The following is a 16,269-nucleotide window of genomic DNA, read 5'->3' on the forward strand; positions in this document are numbered from 1 at the left end:
CAGCTTGGTGTGCAGGTCGGTCAGCGTGCCTTCCAGCCCATAGCCGACCTCGATGCGCATCTTGCGGTCGTTGGGCGCGACCAGAAGCAGAACGCCGTTGTTCTCCTTGGCCTGGCCGAGCTTCCAGAAGCGGAACAGCCGGTTGGCGTAGGGTTCGATCTCCTCGCCGCCGAGGCTGGGGATAGTGGCGACGACGATCTGGTCCGAGCCCTTGGTTTCGAAGTCCGCCAGCTTCTGCGTCAGCGCCGCCTTGGTCGCGGCATCGATGATGCCGGCATTATCGACCACGCGGCCCGTGAGCGCCGGCAGATCGGCAGCGAAGGCGATTAGGGGCAAGAGGAGGAAAAGGCAGAATAACGCGCCAAGAAAAACCAGGTTGGCGTTCTGTCGCGCCCCCCTCTGTCCTGCCGGACATCTCCCCCTCATGGCGAGAGATTGGATGTCATACAGGGTTTCGCCAATCGCCAGGGATTGAGAGTGGAAACCGGCCGCAAAGCTGCCAATCCCCTTTGAGGGAGAGGTGTCCGGCAGGACAGAGGGGGGTGTTTGCACGCCAGCGATCCGTCTTTTCGCGGAATTTATTCCGATGACAGTCGCCGTTCACCCGCCCTGCTTCGTGCCGAAATCGACCTTCGGCGGCTGCATCTTGTCTTCCTCGACGGTGAAGTTGGCGAAGGGCTCGCTGCCGCGGAACCAGAAGGTCGCCCACAGCACCGACGGGAACGTCTTCAGCGTCAGATTGTAGTCCCTGACGGCCTGGATGTAGTCGCGACGCGCCACCGCGATGCGGTTCTCCGTGCCTTCGAGCTGCGCCTGCAGCGCCAGGAAATTCTGGTTAGCCTTGAGGTCGGGATAGGCCTCCGACACCGCGATCAGCCGCGACAGTGCGCTGGTCAGCCCTGCCTGGGCATCCTGGAACTTCTTGAGCGCTTCCGGATCCTTCAACGTTTCCGGCGTCACCGTGATCTGCGTCGCCTTGGCCCGCGCCTGGACAACGGCGTCGAGCGTGTCCTTTTCATGCGAGGCATAGCCTTTGACCGTCTCGACCAGGTTGGGGATGAGGTCGGCGCGGCGCTGATACTGGTTCAACACCTCGCTCCATGCCGCCCTGGCGTTTTCTTCCGCCGTCGGGATCGTGTTGTAGCCGCAGCCGGCAAGCAGCGGCAGCACGATTGCCATCATCAGGAAGGCGGGCAGCGTGCGGAATGTCGATGGTCGAGCAAGGCGCTGGGCAAGCATGATGGGGGTCCCTCGATAGAAGTTGCATCCGAAGCATTACCACAATCGGCGCGCAAGAAAACGGCCCCGACCTCTGCAGCAGGCCCGGCGTGGATCGCCCCCGCGCAAGGCCCTGTGATTGGCCGCGCGAACGCGATAAGGTTCCACCAAAACGAGACATCATCATGCCGGAAGGCCAGGACAGCGACAGGGAATCGCGCCGTATCCTCCAGCGCGTCGCGCAGGAGACCGATCCGGCCGGCAACTCTTTCGTGACACGGACGACAAAAGGCATGCGCGACCACGTTTCCGCGGCCGATGCCGACCGCTCGGACCCGATCGAAGTCTGGGGTACGCGCGTTGGCAGGATACTCGGCCTGCTTCTGGCGCTGGGCTTGATGGTCTGGCTCGTGCTTTTCCTCACCCGGGGCAGCTAGGAATCAAAAACAATGAGCGCCGAAAAAACCGACGCGCCGCGCGCGGTCATCGTCATTTCCAGCCATGTCGCGCGTGGCTCGGTCGGCAACCGTGCCGCCGTCTTTGCGCTGGAGACGCTGGGTTTTCCGGTCTGGGCGGTGCCGACAATCATCCTGCCATGGCATCCCGGCCATGGCCGCGCGACCCGCATCGTGCCGCCGCTCGACCAGTTCAAGGCGCTGATGGCCGATCTGGAGCGCGCGCCGTGGCTCGGTGAGGTAGGTGCCGTGCTGTCGGGCTATCTCGGCGAGGCCGGCCAGGCCGAGGCGGTCGCCTCTCTGGTCTCCGCGGTCAAGGCGAGGACGCCCGACGCCGTCTATATCTGCGATCCGGTGATGGGTGATTCCGGTGGCCTCTATGTGCCCGAGCCCACCGCCGCCGTCATGCGCGACCGGCTGATGCCGATCGCCGACATCGCCACTCCCAACCGCTATGAGCTGGAATGGATGGCCGGCGCGCCGCTGCCCGACCTGAAATCGGTGATCTCGGCGGCACTCCATGCCGGACCGTCGACCATGCTGGTCACCTCGGCACCGTCGATGATTTCAGGCGGCACCGGCAATCTGCTGCTCGACGGCACCCAGGCGCTGCTCGCCGAACACCGCCTGATCGACAAGCCGCCGAACGGCCTGGGCGACCTGACCGCGGCGGTCTACCTGGCGCGCATCCTGTCCGGCCAGCCGGCGATCAAGGCGCTGCAGTCGACCACGGCGGCGGTCTACGAGATCCTGGCGCGCACGGCAAAACGCGGCGGCGACGAGTTGCAGCTCGAGACCGATGCGCAGAGCCTGTCGCACCCGATGGCCATGGTCCAGCTGCGCCACCTCACGCATCCGGGGCGGGACCGCCGGGCGTGACCCCGGCCAAAGTCGTGCTCGTCGGCGCCGATGGCTGCAAGGCCGGCTGGATCGCCGTGCTGCGCGAACCCGGTTCGACACCTCGTAACCCCGACGCCGCGCCGTCGGTCGATGTCTTCCCCACCTTCGCCGCCTTGCTGGCGGCGATCCCCCACGACGCGATCGTCGCCGTCGACATGCCGATCGGCCTACCGGAATTTTCGCAAAAGGGCGGGCGCGGACCGGAGGCGCAGGTGCGGCCGCTGCTCGGCGCGCGCCAGTCCAGCGTCTTTTCGATCCCATCGCGCGCCGCGCTCTATGCCGACACCGGCGGCTTCACCACGATCGAAGCCTGGTACGCGGCACATATCAGGGCAAGCGAGGTGGCCAGGACCACATCCGATCCGCCGCGCGGCGTTTCTATCCAGGCCTTCGGCATCTTCTCGAAAATCCGCGAGATCGACGCGTTGCTGATCGCGCGGCCCGAGCTGCGCGGTCGCGTCTTCGAATCGCACCCGGAAGTCGCCTTCTGCCGCCTGAACGGCGATCGGGCCATGCTGTTGCCGAAGAAGATCAAGGGCAGCGTCAATCCAGCCGGCATGGCGGAACGCAAGGCGCTGCTTTGCCGGCACGGCTATGACATGGACTTCCTCGACCAGCCGCCGCCACGTGGTGCGGCCGCCGATGATTTCCTCGATGCGGCGGCCATGATGCTGATCGCCGCCCGCATCGTTGGCGGCAAAGCAAAACCGTTTCCCAACCCGCCGCTCGCTGACGGTTTTGGCATACCGGTCGCGATCTGGGCGTGACAAAGCCGGCGGGCGTTCCCGCTTTGGCGCATGACATTTATGGCCAGCCACCGCAATTCTGCATTGCTCGCAGCGGGCTTTTACCGTTAGAGCCTTTCGTCGACCGCAACGAGCTTCCGCCTCCAACCGGAAAGGCCTTAGCCGCCCATGCCTCATCTTCCCGACCACCTCCTCGCCGGCTACCGCAATTTCATGAACGGCCGCTACCTCACCGAGAGCGGCCGCTATCGCGAGCTCGCCCGCGAAGGCCAGGCGCCCGAGACCATGATCGTCGCCTGTTGCGATTCGCGCTCCGCGCCCGAGGCGATCTTCGACGCCGGCCCCGGCGAGCTTTTCGTGCTGCGCAATGTCGGCAATCTGGTGCCGCCTTACGAGCCGGACGGCGAGTTCCATTCGACCTCGGCGGCGCTCGAATTCGCCGTGCAGAGCCTCAAGGTCAAGAACATCGTCGTCATGGGCCACGGCCGCTGCGGCGGCATTCGCGCCGCGCTCGACCCCAATTCCGCGCCGCTGTCTCCCGGCGACTTCATCGGCAAATGGATGAGCCTGATCGCGCCGGCTGCCGAGACGGTGTCGGCCAGCACCTTCATGACGGCGACAGAGCGCCAGACGGCCCTCGAGCGCATCTCGGTCCGCTATTCCATCGCCAATCTCAGGACCTTTCCCTGCGTCTCGATCCTCGAGGGCAAGGGGCGGCTGTCGCTGCACGGAGCGTGGTTCGACATTTCGACCGGCGAGCTCTGGGTGATGAACAAGGAGACCGGCGATTTCGAGCGGCCGGTGCTGGAATGAACGGGGCCGCGCGCCAGCTGACGGACGTCCGGCCGGTCGTCTTCACGGCAGCGGTATTGCTGTTGGCGATCATGGCCGCTCGCGCCGATGACCGCGCCATCATCAGCCGCTGGTATTCGGCGCTGCTGGTCGCCGATCGCACCGAACTGGCGGACCTGCTCGCCGACGACGTCCGCATCAAGCTCGACGACCTCGGCGTCGTCCAGAGCAAACAGGAATTCATCGCTTCGCTCGACGAATGGAAAGGTGCGGTTGCCGGTGCTGCTATCCGCCACCGCATCGAGAAGAGCGAAGGCGGGGTCACCACCGTGATCGCCTGCTACGATTTCCCCAACAATGACATGCTGATGCAGGAAACCTTCGCGGTGAGCGACAACCGCATCACCGCCAGCTCGCAAGCCGCGATCGCCGAAACCTGCGAGGGCTACTGAGGCGGAGCGGCCAACTGGTATATTGCGGGTCAGCAGGCAGCGTCCTACATCGGTGATACCCTCCTTCCTGCCGCCAGCGAAAGACCCTCCATGCCCTCCACGAAAGTCGTCGATCTTGCCGCCCATCCGTTGACCGTGTGGCGAGGCCCGCTCGGTCTGCCCGATTTTGCCCATATTGGCGACGGTGATTTTTCCCCCGTCTTCGACGCCGCGCTGAAGGCGCATGAGGCGGAGATAGACGCGATCGCCACCAACAAGGAAGTACCGACCATCGAGAACACGCTTGCCGCGCTGGAACTTGGCGGCGAGGCGCTCGATCATGTCTCGTCGATCTTCTGGTGCCGCGCCGGCGCTTACACCAATGAGACGATCCAGGCGCTGGAGCGCGACATTTCGCCGAAGATATCGAGGCACTTCTCGGCGATCTCGATGAACGAGAAGCTGTTTGCCCGTATCGACAACCTCTACCAGCGCCGCGAAGCTCTGAAGCTCGATCCCGAGACGCTGCGCGTCCTGGAGAAGACCTGGAAAGGCTTCGTGCGTTCCGGCGCCAAGCTCGACGCCGACGGCAAGACGCGATTGGCCAAGATCAACGAGGAGCTGTCGTCGCTCGGCACGACTTTCGGTCAGAACGTGCTGGCCGACGAGCGCGACTGGGCGCTGTTCCTCGACGAGGCCGACCTCGCCGGCCTGCCGGATTTCGTGAAAAGTTCGATGGCCGAGGCCGCCGAGATGCGCGGCCGGAAGGGCCGCTACGCCGTCACCCTGTCGCGCTCGATCTACGAGCCGTTCACGACCTTCTCGGAACGCCGCGACCTGCGCGAAATCGCCTATCGCGCCTTCACCATGCGCGGCCAGAATGGCGGCGCGTCCGACAACACGACGGTGGTGCGCGACATGCTGAAGCTGCGCGCCGAGAAGGCGAAGCTGCTCGGCTACGCCTCCTTCGCCGCGCTCAAGCTCGACGACACCATGGCCAAGACGCCGAAGACGGTGCATGCGCTGCTCGACCCGGTCTGGGAAAAGGCGCTGGAAAAAGCCGCCGCCGACCAGAAGGAGCTGGAGCGGCTGGCGGCGAAAGCCGGCAGCAACGAAAAATTCGCTGCCTGGGACTGGCGTTTCTACCAGGAGAAGCTGCGCGCGGAAAAGTTCGCTTTCGACGAGGCGGAGCTGAAGCCCTATCTGCAGCTCGACCGCATCATCGATGCCTGTTTCGACGTGGCGACACGGTTGTTCGGCATCACCTTCCAGGAGAAGAAGGGCATCGCCGCCTGGCATCCGGAGGCGCGTGTGTTCGTGGTGAAAAACGCCGACGGCAGCGAGCGCGGCCTGTTCCTGGCCGACTATTTCGCGCGGCCCTCGAAGCGTTCCGGCGCCTGGATGAGCGCGCTGAAGTCTGGCTACAAGCTCGGACATGGCTCGCAGCCGGTGATCTACAACATCATGAACTTCGCCAAGCCGCCGGCGGGCGAACCGGCCCTGCTGTCGGTCGACGAGGCGAAGACCTTGTTCCACGAGTTTGGCCATGCGCTGCATGGCATGCTGACCGACGTTACCTGGCCGTCGGTATCCGGCACCTCGGTCAGCCGCGACTTCGTTGAATTGCCCTCGCAGCTCTACGAGCACTGGCTGACGGTGCCGGCGGTGCTGGAAAAGCACGCACTGCATGTCAAGACCGGCAAGCCGATGCCGCAGGCGCTGCTCGACAAGATGCTGGCCACGCGCACTTTCGGCGCCGGCTTCGCCACCGTCGAGTTCACCGCTTCTGCCTTGATCGACATGGCCTACCATGCACGGCCCGATGCGCCGGAGGAAGCGCTTCGTTTCGAGGCCGAAACATTGGAAAAGCTCGACATGCCCGACACGATCGCGATGCGCCATCGCACCCCGCATTTCGGCCATGTCTTTGCGGGCGAGGGCTATTCGGCCGGCTATTATTCCTACATGTGGTCCGAGGTGCTCGACGCCGATGCCTTCGCCGCCTTCGAGGAAACAGGCGATCCCTTCAACCCGGCGCTGGCCGAGCGGCTGAGGAAGAACATCTATGCAGCCGGCGGCTCGAAGGACCCTGAGGAGCTTTACACGGCCTTTCGCGGCAAGATGCCTTCGCCGGAAGCAATGATGGTCAAGCGCGGATTGGTGTAGCGCCCTTTTTCCTTCTCCCCTTGTGGGCCACAAGGGGAGAAGGAAGAACCCTACACCGCCCAAGGATCAGCCATCCTTGGCCACACCGGCCGGGTCAGCTTCGTGTAATTCGTCGCCGCCGGATTGCTGGGATACGAACTCGGCGCAGCGACATAGATGATCTCGGCGGCGATCGGCTCGAAGCCGGCGTAGAAATGATTCGTTGATTTGATCAGCAGTATGTCCTTCGTCAGCGGATCGACGCCGATGTTGGAAAAGATATCCGGCTCGAAGGTCTGCGTGCGATTGGTGTTCAGGATCACATCGACCTCGGTGCCTTCGATGCGCACCACCGCTGACGGTCCCAATGTCACGCGGCTCGGACCGAAACTCTGCCAGCCTTCGCCGACGGCCTTTAACACCGTCACGCTCGCATCGATCGGCTCGCCCGCCTGCGGCCCGGCCTTGCCGCCGAAGCGCAGGTCGATGACCGCGCCCTCGCCCGCTGCCTGGCAGAAAGTCACCGCGATCGGATCCCAGATCGTCGCCACGCCGACGCTTGTGATGCCCCGCGCCAGCAGTTCGCGAAGCACGATGGTGCCGTCGCCGGGAACGCCGCCGCCGGGATTATCCCAGATGTCGGCGATGACCACGGGCTTGCCGGGATTTTCGGCGCGAACGGCCAGCGCCCGATCGATGCCGTCGGCCGCGCTCAGCATGGCCATCGCCGTCGTTTCGCGCATGGCATAGAGCTCGCGTCCCAGCCGCTCGGCCAGCGCATCGCCTTTGGCCTTGTCATCGTTGGTGACGACAAGGATGCGCGTGCCCATTTCGGGCACGTCCGCGGCCATGAAGCCATGGATGACCGAGACCGACAGCACGCCGTCCTTGCCGTGCAGCGCCTTGATGCGGTCGACGAAGGAGCGCATCGGTTCGCGGCTGGTCGGCAGCACCTGGATCATGCGGCAGTCGAAGGTCGAGATGACGGGTTTGATCTCGCCGCGCGCCGCGGCAAGTCCAAGTTCGACGACGTGTTCGCCGCGCTCGTAGAAATCGGTGTGCGGGAATTCGAGGAAGTAGGCCATGATGTCGGAGGCCGCCACGCGCTTCGGCGTCAGATGGCTGTGCGGATCGAACTCGCAGGCGATCACCACGCCGGGCCCGACAATGCCGCGCACGCGCTCCAGCAGATCGCCCTCGCAATCATCATAACCCTGCGCCACCATGGCGCCATGCAGGCCCAAAATGACGGCATCGACCGGAAGTGCCGCCTTGAGCTGGCCGAGTATCTCGTCGCGCAGCGCTTCATAGGTCTGCCGCTGCACCAGGCCGCCGGGCTCGGCCCAGGTCGCGGTGCCCTCGATCACGGTCAGACCTTCCGCGGCCGCGCGACGGCGCAGCGCCACGATCGGCGAGGAACACAGGGTCGGCGTTTCCGGATGCTTGCCCGGCCCGGCATAGAACGCCATCTCGAACGAGGCCCGGTCGGTCGGCACCGGCGAGAAGGTGTTTGTTTCCGTCGCCAGCGAGGCGGTGAAGACGCGCATGAAAGCTCCATGGACTTCTTGTTTTTCGCAATTCCGGACGGAAAACCGCCGCGCACTTTTCCTGGACTTGCTGGGATCGCTACTTGACCGCCCCGAGCGCCAGCCCCCGAACGAGATAACGCTGCAGCCAGATGAACAGGATCGCCACCGGCAAAGTGGCCAGCAGCGTCGCGGCCATGACGTGATGCCATTCGATCGTGTAGCGGCCGGCGACCAACGAGAACACCTGGATCGGCAGCGTGTAGCTCTCCTGGCTGCGCAGCATGGTCAGCGCCACGACGAATTCGTTCCAGGCGTTGATGAAGGTGAAGATCGCCGTCACCGCGATCGCCGGCAGGCAGAGCGGCAGAAACACTTTGCGCAGCGTCAGCCAGCGGCCGGCGCCTTCCATCCAGGCCGCCTCCTCGAGGTCACGCGGAATGGTGTCGAAATAGCTCTGCAGCATCCAGACCGTGAAGGCGACGTTGAAGGCCATGTAGATGAAGCCGAGCGCGGTGGTCGATTCGACCAGCCCCCAGGCGGCCATCAGCCGGAACAGGCCGAGCACCAGCACGATCGGCGAGATCATCTGCGAGATCAGCAGGAACTGGCGGAAGGCGCCGTAACCGGCAAAGCGAAAGCGCGACATCGCGTAAGCCGCCGGCACCGAGATCAAGATGGCGCCGAGGGTGGCGATCACCGAGACATAGAGTGAATTGGCCAGCGCCTGGCCGAAGCCGGTCGCCACCCACATGTCGGAAAAATTCGACCAGCGGAACTCGCTCGGCCACCATGTGGGTGTCAGCACCTCGGTCCGTGGCTTGACCGCCGTCAGGAACATCACCGCGAAGGGAAAGATCGTCACCACGATCAAGGGCGCCAGCAACAGCCAGGCGATGACGGTGCGCTTCAGCTTGCCAGTCATGCGCGCTGCTCCCGCATCGCGAGGCGCACATAGATCATGGTGAAGATCAGCAATATGGCGAACATCACCAGCGACACCGCCGAAGCTTCGCCGAGTTTGCCGATGCGGAACGCGAGCTTGTAGAGATGGGTGACCAGGATGTCGGTCGAGTTGGCCGGCCCGCCCTGCGTCATCACCCAGATGATCGGGAACGAGTTGAAGACGTAGATGGTGTTGAGCACGATGGCGATGTTGATGAACGGCTTCAGCAGCGGAAAGGTGATCTCGCGGAACTGCTGCAGCGGCGTTGCCCCTTCCAGTGCGGCCGCCTCGTAGAGATCGTCCGGGATCGACGACAGGCCGCCGAGGAAGATCGTGGTGGTGAACGGCACCGTCACCAAGATGCCGATCAGAACCTGCATCGGAAAGGCGGTTCCGGCCTGTGCCAGCCACTGGATGTTGTGGTCGATCAGGCCAAGCCCGATCAGCGCCGAATTCAGCATGCCGCTTTCGCCGCTCAGTGCCCAGCGCCAGACCACCGCCGTCATGGTCAGCGACACCGCCCAGGGCAGCATGACGATGACACGGGCAAGGCCCCGGCCATAGAAATCGGTGTTGAGGATCATCGCCACCGGGATCGAGAGCAGCAGCGCGCCGCCGACCACCAGCACGGTCCACAGCCCGGTGCGCCAGAGTGCGGCGACAAAATCGGGATCGGCGGTCAGCGCGGCGAAATTGGCAAGGCCGCTGAACTCGCGCAACTGACCGAAGCGGTTGACGTCATGTGTCGCGATCTGGATCAGGTCCCAGACCGGCCAGAAGATGACCACCGCCGCCAGGAACAGGCTGGGCAAGGTCAGGAGATAGGGCAGGAAGCGATTTTGCATCGGCTTGGGTTGAGTCCCGGTGCGCTGGATCTGAGTTTCTGCTTATGCGAATTTCGGATCCGCTGCACCCGGCAGGAAGTCAAAAATGTGGCGCGCCCGCCTGAGTCGGGAGCGCGCCACGGGCGCAGGGAGATACGCCCTATTTCTTCAGCACCGCATTGGCCTTGGCCGCGGCGTCCTTCAAGCCTGCCTCTGGATCGCCGCCGAGATAGATCTTCTGCATGGCATCCGAGGTGATCTGGGCAACTTCTTCCCAGCCCGGGATGACTGGCGCGAAACGGGCATCCGGAAGCAGGGCGGTGAAGGCGGCGAGATCGGCGTTGTTGACGTAATAATCCATTTTGGCCTCTTCCTTGTTCACCGGGAGGAAGCCTTCGCCTTGCGTGAACTTGGCGCGCTGCTCCGTGGTGAACAGGAAGTCCATCAGCTTCCAAGCCTCGTCCTTGTTCTTGGAGTTCTTGAACATGATCATGGAGTCGGTGACGCCATAGGTGCCGCGCGCGCCGGTCGGACCGGCCGGAATGGCGGCCACGCCGTATTTGAGGCTCGGCGCCTCCTCCTTGATCTGGTTGGACAGGAAGGGCGCCGTGATCATCATGCCGACCTTGCCCTGCTTGAACAGGTTCTGCACGTCCTCGCGGTTGTTGGAGGTGACGCCGGGCTCGGTCAGCCCCTCGTCGATCATCGACTTGTAGAGCTTGGCGGCTTCGAGCGCGCCCGGCGTGCCGAGGCCCGACGTGCCGTCCTTGTTGAGGATCTCGGTGCCCTGCGACCACATCGCGTAATAGTAATAGACGTCGGTCTCGATCTCCTTGCCCTGCAGGCCGAAACCGAAGGCACCCTGCGCCTTGATCTTGCGCGCATCCTCCTGCAGTTCGGTCCAGGTTGCCGGCGGTTTGGCGATGCCGGCCTTCTCGAACAGCTCCTTGTTGTAATACATGGCGCGCGCCGAAGCGGCGATCGGCAGGCCGTAGGTCTTGCCGCCCATGATCGAGGGCGACAGGAAGGTGTCGATGAAGCGGCCCTTGAATTCGGGCGTGATATAGCTGTCGAGCGGCTCGGCGACATCCTGCTGGACGAAATCGATCAGCCAGCGCGTGCCGATGATGGAGAGATCCGCATTGGTGCCGGCGGTGATGTCGGTGGTCAGCTTCTGTAAGAGCACATCCCACGGCACCACCTCGAACTTGACCGTGATGCCGGGGTTCTTCGCCTCGAACTCCTTCTTGACCTGCTCGAAGTAGGGGCCCGTCTTGGCGCTGTACTCAGCGACGGTAACCCGCACTTCGCCGGCCTCTGCCTGCGCCGCGAAGGCCAGCATGCCCATTCCGGCCATCAGGCCGGCAGTCCATTTTGCAAGGTTCATCCGATCTCTCCCATTTGTTTCGCGCATTCGCGCTCTTTGTGCCGGTGCTGACACAAGATTTATGTGACTTTCCTACATTATCGATGAATTCGCCGCATGCAAGCGGATTAACATGTTGCTTAATTACATCTCGTTCTTTAGCCTCCCGGCATCTGCCTGACCTGCGGGAGGAGTAAGCGCCGTGGTTTCGAGAGCCGAATTCGAAGGCAGGACCGTCATAGTCACCGGCGCCGGTGGCGGCCTTGGCTCGGCGATCATCGCACTGCTGGCCGACAGGGGCGCGCGGGTGGTCGGCTGCGACCAGTCGCAAGAGGCGCTGGCGAGCCCGCACCTTGCCTCGCGCCATGTCTTCGACCTTCTCGACCGGGCCTCGGTCGAAGCCGCGATCGCCGCCGTGCTTGAAAAGGACGGTGTCCCCGACATCTTGATCAACAATGCCGGCTGGACCCGCGCCGAGACGCTTGATGCGCTGACGGCGGACAGGATCGAGCACGAACTCGACCTCAACCTGACCGGCGTGATGATGTTCGCCGATCCCATTGCCAAGGCGATGGCCGCGCGCGGTTCGGGCAGCGTCGTCTTCATTTCCTCCGTCAACGCCATCGCGCATTTCGGCAACCCCGCCTATGCCGCCGCAAAGGCCGGCATCAACGCCTATGCCAAATCGATCGCCGTCGAGCTCGGCCGCCGCGGCGTGCGCGCCAATGTGGTTTGCCCCGGATCGATCCGCACCGCCGCCTGGGACCATCGCCTTGCCAAGGACCCTGAGATCTTGGGCAAGCTGCAGCGGCTCTATCCGCTCGGCCGCATCGTCAACGCCTCGGAAGTCGCCGAAGCGGTGGCTTTCCTTGCTTCCGACCGGGCCTCGGGCGTAACAGGCGTGGTGATGCCCGTGGATGCGGGATTGACCGCCGGCTGCCTGCCGTTCATCGACGACATATTGGGAGCGTGACCATGACCGACGTCGAGTTTCGCAACCTGTCGAAATCCTTTGGCCAGCACAAGATCCTCGAGGACATCAGCCTCGACATCAAGAGCGGCGAGTTCGTGGTGCTGGTCGGCCCGTCTGGCTGCGGCAAATCGACCTTGCTGCGCATGCTGGCAGGATTGGAGACCATCAGTTCCGGCGATCTCCTGATTGGCGGCACGCGCGCCAACGACCTGCCGCCGCAGCAGCGCAACATCGCCATGGTGTTCCAGTCCTATGCGCTGTTTCCGCACCTGAAGGCCTCGGACAATATCGGCTTCGGCCCGAAAATCCGGGGCGAGAACCGCACGGCCATCGACCAGAAGGTCAAGAAGGCGTCCGGCGTCCTCAACCTGTTCTCCTATCTCGACCGGTACCCCCGCCAGCTCTCGGGCGGCCAACGCCAGCGCGTCGCCATGGGGCGCGCCATCGTACGCGAACCCTCGGTGTTCCTGTTCGACGAGCCGCTCAGCAACCTCGACGCACAGTTGCGCGTGCAGATGCGCACCGAGATCAAGGCGCTGCACCAACGGCTGAAATCGACCATCGTCTACGTCACCCACGACCAGATCGAGGCCATGACCATGGCCGACCGCATCGTGGTGATGGACCGCGGCAGGATCCAGCAGGTCGGGGCACCGCTGGAGCTCTATGACCGGCCGGCCAACAAGTTCGTCGCCGGCTTCCTCGGCTCGCCGTCGATGAGTTTTGTGTCCGGGGCTCTCAAGACGACGCCCGAGAAAACCTGGTTCGAGTCGGTCGGCGGCGGGCGGCTTGCGCTCGCCGGCAAGCCGGTGCCGGCAGGCAGTGCGGTGGAGGCGGGCATCCGGCCCGAGCATTTCATCGTCGGTGAAGCCACCGGCACCATGACGCTCAAGGTTGACGTCGTCGAGCCGACTGGTTCCGAAACCCATGTCTATGGTGCCATTGGCACTGATACGGTACGCGCAGTGTTCCGCGACCGGCTGCCGGTCCGGCCAGGCGACCTGCTGCCGGTCTCCGTCGATCCCGGCAACATCCATCTGTTCGACACGGCGACGGGCCTGCCTCTGAGATGACGACGGAAACTCGGATATGAAGACGCCTGCCGACATCATCACCCGGCTGCAGCTGATGTCGCAGGACGGCACCAAGTCGGATCGCCGGCTGGCAAGCCTCGTCCTGTCCGACCTCGACTTCGCCTCGAAAGCCGCGATCTCCGAGATTGCCGCGCGCGTCGGCGTCAGTGAGCCGACGGTGACCCGTTTTTGCCGCAATCTCGGCTGCGAGGGCCTGCGCGACTTCAAGTTCCATCTGGCGCAGGCCATTGCCATCGGCGGCCAGTATCTGTCGCCGGAGCCGCTGAGCCGCGACGCCCGCGAGCAGCGCATTGCGTCGGCCATCACCGAAGCGGCTGTCACAGCCATCCAGCGCGCCAGCGAGAATCTCGACATGACGACGCTGGTCGATGTCGCCGCGCGCCTTGCTGCGTCAGGCAATGTGCTGTGCATCGGTTCGGGTGGCATTTCCTCGATGATGGCGACCGAAATGCAGAATCGGCTGTTCAGGCTCGGCCTGCCGGTTCTGGCGCAGATCGACGGGCAACTGCAGCGCATGTACGCCGCCGTCGCCACGCCGGACACCACCGTGGTCGCCTTCTCGGTCTCCGGCTATGCCCGCTCGGTCATCGAGGCGGTGCAGGTCGCCCAGCAATACGGCGCCGCCACGGTGGCCGTCACCGCGCCCGACTCCGCACTCGCCAAGGCCGCCGACACGGTCATCCACCTGCAGCCGCTCGAGGACGGCAACATCTACAAGCCGACATCGTCGCGCTACGCGCTGCTGGCGATCGTCGACATGATCGTGACATCGGTCGCCGAGACGCGCGGCCCGAAGGTGCTGGAGAACCTGCGCCGCATCAAGCAGAGCGTGAACACGCTGAAGGTCGACGATCCGCGTTTGCCGCTGGGCGATTGATTGAACTTCAGGCAGAGGATTGATCGCAGAGCGCTTCGACACGTCTTGCCAGCGCAGCCGGTTCGCCAACAATGCGCAGAGTCTTGAGCCGGGCCGTGCCGCCTGCAACGACCGAAGCCGGCACGCCCAGCGCCTTGGCGACCAGCTTCTCCAGCGCTTGATTGGCGGCGCCGTTTTCCGGCACGGCGCGGACCCGCGCCTTCACGTGACTTCGTCCGTCCGCCGATGTCTCGACACCTTCGAGCCTGTCCACCGAAGACTTTGGCGTCAACCGGACAAACAGCTCGATGCCGCTCTCGCTAATGCGGTACGGCGCGCTCATGCGATCTTCAGGCCAGCAGCAGCGGCGCCACCGTGGTGAGAATGAACTGCCTGAGGAAGAACAGGATCAGCAGCAGGATGATCGGCGAGATGTCGATGCCACCAAGGTCGGGCATGAAGCGCCGGATCGGCCGCAGCGCCGGCTCGGTCAGCCGGTAGAGCATGTTGCCGATGCTGCCGACGAACTGGTTGCGCGAGTTGACGACGTTGAATGCATAGAGCCAGGAAAAGATCGCCGAGGCGATGATGACCCACCAATAGAGGTCGAGCGCCATGACGATGGTTTGAATGAGGGCGAGCATGCCGGTCTCCAATTGTTGCCGACATGTAGCCATTACGCGCCAAACCGGCAAGGGCAGGTTCCGCCATGCGACCGGCGGTCCGGTTTTCGGCGAAGCGCCGCCTTGACAGGAAACCGCGTCCCCCGATAAATGCGCCATCCGCTGGACGGGGCTGTAGCTCAGCTGGGAGAGCGCGTCGTTCGCAATGACGAGGTCAGGAGTTCGATCCTCCTCAGCTCCACCAGCGGAATAATCGATTGTCCGCCTTTCCCGAGCGGTAACGCCCAAGCATCACACGATACCTGCGATGCGTCACACGGCGTCAATGCCCCCAAAAATGGCCAGATGCGATTTCGCGGTCCCAAGGCGAAATGGTTGTCAATTGGACTTATGGCGATGGCCTCTGTCCGGTAGACGCTATTTTTTTTGGAAGCCGCCCCATTAGACTGGGGTTCTCAAATCAGTTTTTTCTGTGTGTTGTGACAAGGCGTTTCGGCAGGGGCGACCGAAGGCGCTATACGGATTCCGACTCGAAATGAAGAAGCCGCCCGCGGAAGCAAAAAAGTGTCCATTCGCGAGAATCTCGCTGCAAATCTCAGGCGGCTCTGCAAGGACCATGCTTCCGTCAGCGCGGTGTGCCGCGAGCTGGGCATCAACCGCACGCAGTTCGAGCGTTACCTGCAGGGGCAGACCGTTCCCAACAAGACCACCGCCAAGCTGATCTGCGACTACTTCCGCGTCGATGAACCCGAACTGTACCAGGACCCCGGCACGCCTGAGCTCTCGGCTCCCGGCCTGCCGCCGATTTCCGAAAGCCTGTTCACCCAGATGATCCGTCCGCCCGCTCCGTCGATCGCGAGCGGCACCTATTTCACCTATTTTTCGATTCCGACCCGCGCCGACCTCCTGATGCGCTCGGTGACCTTCGTGCGTCGCGAGGCCGAATTGGTCACATTCCGCAGGGTTACCGGATGGTCGGAGCGCCGCGGCTCGACATGGGCGCGGGCGTGCGGCAACCACTATGGCGTGGCGATCTCGCGTCTCAACTGGATCTATTTCAGCGGCGTCAACCGCCGCCAGACAGGCGAGCCGTCGCTGATCTCGGTGCAATGGGCGCCTATCTCCGAACCGGTGCTGACAGGCAAGGCCATGCTTCTGACCGAAACCGGACCGGCATTCGTGTCGGTCATCATGCGGCAGGACATGTCCAATATCCCGCCCAGGCGTGCGATCCGCATGGCGCACGTCATCAGGCTCGATGATCCCGGTATCGATCAGCTCGTCGTCAGCCTCGCCCGGGATGGACTGGGCTAGCCACTAGCTTACGCTAAATAAGAACAAGAATATCCCGAAAAAGCGTATGTTTGCGATTGC

At 63.8% G+C, this 16,269-nt stretch carries 18 protein-coding genes and 1 tRNA gene; 11 read left to right on the forward strand and 8 right to left on the reverse strand.

Annotation, left to right across the window (positions count from 1 at the left end; genetic code table 11):
• A partial coding sequence (locus M653_RS0117625) for a TPM domain-containing protein (protein ID WP_032935477.1) occupies positions 1–426 on the reverse strand: 426 nt, incomplete at its 3' end.
• 174 nt (positions 427–600) lie between these two features.
• On the reverse strand, positions 601–1,239 hold the full coding sequence (locus tag M653_RS0117630; RefSeq protein ID WP_027144535.1) for a LemA family protein: 639 nt from the start codon (positions 1,237–1,239) through the stop codon (positions 601–603).
• 164 nt (positions 1,240–1,403) lie between these two features.
• Here M653_RS0117630 and M653_RS0117635 point away from each other — a divergent pair, with 164 nt between their 5' ends.
• From M653_RS0117635 to M653_RS0117660, 6 genes are all read left to right on the forward strand, one after another.
• Positions 1,404–1,655, forward strand: coding sequence for a hypothetical protein (locus tag M653_RS0117635; RefSeq protein ID WP_027144536.1), 252 nt, complete (start codon positions 1,404–1,406; stop codon positions 1,653–1,655).
• A gap of 12 nt (positions 1,656–1,667) precedes the next feature.
• Entirely contained in the window at positions 1,668–2,552 is an 885-nt protein-coding gene (gene pdxY, locus M653_RS0117640; RefSeq protein WP_027144537.1) for a pyridoxal kinase PdxY, read from the forward strand.
• Positions 2,549–3,340: a DUF429 domain-containing protein gene (locus M653_RS0117645; RefSeq protein WP_027144538.1), complete on the forward strand. Its 792-nt coding sequence runs from the start codon at positions 2,549–2,551 to the stop codon at positions 3,338–3,340. The genes pdxY and M653_RS0117645 overlap by 4 nt, the downstream gene beginning before the upstream one ends.
• A gap of 147 nt (positions 3,341–3,487) precedes the next feature.
• Positions 3,488–4,132 (forward strand): carbonic anhydrase, encoded by a 645-nt coding sequence (locus M653_RS0117650; RefSeq protein WP_027144539.1) that lies wholly within the window; start codon positions 3,488–3,490, stop codon positions 4,130–4,132.
• Entirely contained in the window at positions 4,129–4,563 is a 435-nt protein-coding gene (locus tag M653_RS0117655) for a nuclear transport factor 2 family protein (protein WP_027144540.1), read from the forward strand. The genes M653_RS0117650 and M653_RS0117655 overlap by 4 nt, the downstream gene beginning before the upstream one ends.
• 90 nt (positions 4,564–4,653) lie before the next feature.
• On the forward strand, positions 4,654–6,708 hold the full coding sequence (locus M653_RS0117660; RefSeq protein ID WP_027144541.1) for a M3 family metallopeptidase: 2,055 nt from the start codon (positions 4,654–4,656) through the stop codon (positions 6,706–6,708).
• A gap of 50 nt (positions 6,709–6,758) precedes the next feature.
• On the opposite strand, the gene M653_RS0117665 is transcribed toward M653_RS0117660, so the two are convergent.
• The 4 genes from M653_RS0117665 to M653_RS0117680 all read right to left on the reverse strand — a co-directional run bounded on the left by M653_RS0117665 (position 6,759) and on the right by M653_RS0117680 (position 11,370).
• Positions 6,759–8,234: a M81 family metallopeptidase gene (locus tag M653_RS0117665; protein WP_027144542.1), complete on the reverse strand. Its 1,476-nt coding sequence runs from the start codon at positions 8,232–8,234 to the stop codon at positions 6,759–6,761.
• A gap of 79 nt (positions 8,235–8,313) precedes the next feature.
• The gene (locus M653_RS0117670) at positions 8,314–9,138 is read right to left on the reverse strand and encodes a carbohydrate ABC transporter permease (protein WP_027144543.1); all 825 of its coding nucleotides are present in this window, start codon (positions 9,136–9,138) and stop codon (positions 8,314–8,316) included.
• Positions 9,135–10,004 carry a sugar ABC transporter permease gene (locus tag M653_RS0117675; protein WP_027144544.1) on the reverse strand — a complete coding sequence of 290 codons (870 nt, stop codon included), beginning with the start codon at positions 10,002–10,004 and terminating at the stop codon, positions 9,135–9,137. Before M653_RS0117675 ends, M653_RS0117670 begins: the two co-directional genes overlap by 4 nt.
• 139 nt (positions 10,005–10,143) lie before the next feature.
• A complete protein-coding gene (locus M653_RS0117680) occupies positions 10,144–11,370 on the reverse strand; it encodes a sugar ABC transporter substrate-binding protein (RefSeq protein WP_027144545.1) in 1,227 nt (408 codons plus the stop codon).
• A 181-nt stretch (positions 11,371–11,551) separates the two neighbouring features.
• Here M653_RS0117680 and M653_RS0117685 point away from each other — a divergent pair, with 181 nt between their 5' ends.
• From M653_RS0117685 to M653_RS0117695, 3 genes are read left to right on the forward strand one after another with little or no spacing between them, the layout of a single operon-like run.
• A complete protein-coding gene (locus M653_RS0117685) occupies positions 11,552–12,322 on the forward strand; it encodes an SDR family oxidoreductase (protein ID WP_027144546.1) in 771 nt (256 codons plus the stop codon).
• Between the two features lie 2 nt (positions 12,323–12,324).
• The gene (locus tag M653_RS0117690; RefSeq protein WP_027144547.1) at positions 12,325–13,395 is read left to right on the forward strand and encodes an ABC transporter ATP-binding protein; all 1,071 of its coding nucleotides are present in this window, start codon (positions 12,325–12,327) and stop codon (positions 13,393–13,395) included.
• Positions 13,396–13,411: 16 nt separating this feature from the next.
• Positions 13,412–14,293 carry a MurR/RpiR family transcriptional regulator gene (locus tag M653_RS0117695; protein WP_027144548.1) on the forward strand — a complete coding sequence of 294 codons (882 nt, stop codon included), beginning with the start codon at positions 13,412–13,414 and terminating at the stop codon, positions 14,291–14,293.
• A gap of 7 nt (positions 14,294–14,300) precedes the next feature.
• On the opposite strand, the gene M653_RS0117700 is transcribed toward M653_RS0117695, so the two are convergent.
• Both M653_RS0117700 and M653_RS0117705 read right to left on the reverse strand, forming a co-directional pair.
• A complete protein-coding gene (locus M653_RS0117700; RefSeq protein WP_027144549.1) occupies positions 14,301–14,615 on the reverse strand; it encodes a DUF167 family protein in 315 nt (104 codons plus the stop codon).
• A 7-nt stretch (positions 14,616–14,622) separates the two neighbouring features.
• Complete coding sequence (locus tag M653_RS0117705; RefSeq protein ID WP_015315112.1) at positions 14,623–14,916, reverse strand: YggT family protein; 294 nt, start codon at positions 14,914–14,916, stop codon at positions 14,623–14,625.
• Between the two features lie 147 nt (positions 14,917–15,063).
• Between M653_RS0117705 and M653_RS0117710 the strand changes: the two genes are divergently transcribed.
• Together M653_RS0117710 and M653_RS0117715 are read left to right on the forward strand one after the other, a co-directional pair.
• Positions 15,064–15,139, forward strand: a tRNA-Ala gene (locus tag M653_RS0117710).
• A gap of 320 nt (positions 15,140–15,459) precedes the next feature.
• Positions 15,460–16,209: a helix-turn-helix transcriptional regulator gene (locus M653_RS0117715; RefSeq protein ID WP_027144550.1), complete on the forward strand. Its 750-nt coding sequence runs from the start codon at positions 15,460–15,462 to the stop codon at positions 16,207–16,209.
• The last annotated feature ends 60 nt before the right edge of the window (positions 16,210–16,269 follow it).

Source organism: Mesorhizobium sp. WSM3626, assembly GCF_000513935.1.
Classification (GTDB): domain Bacteria; phylum Pseudomonadota; class Alphaproteobacteria; order Rhizobiales; family Rhizobiaceae; genus Mesorhizobium; species Mesorhizobium salmacidum.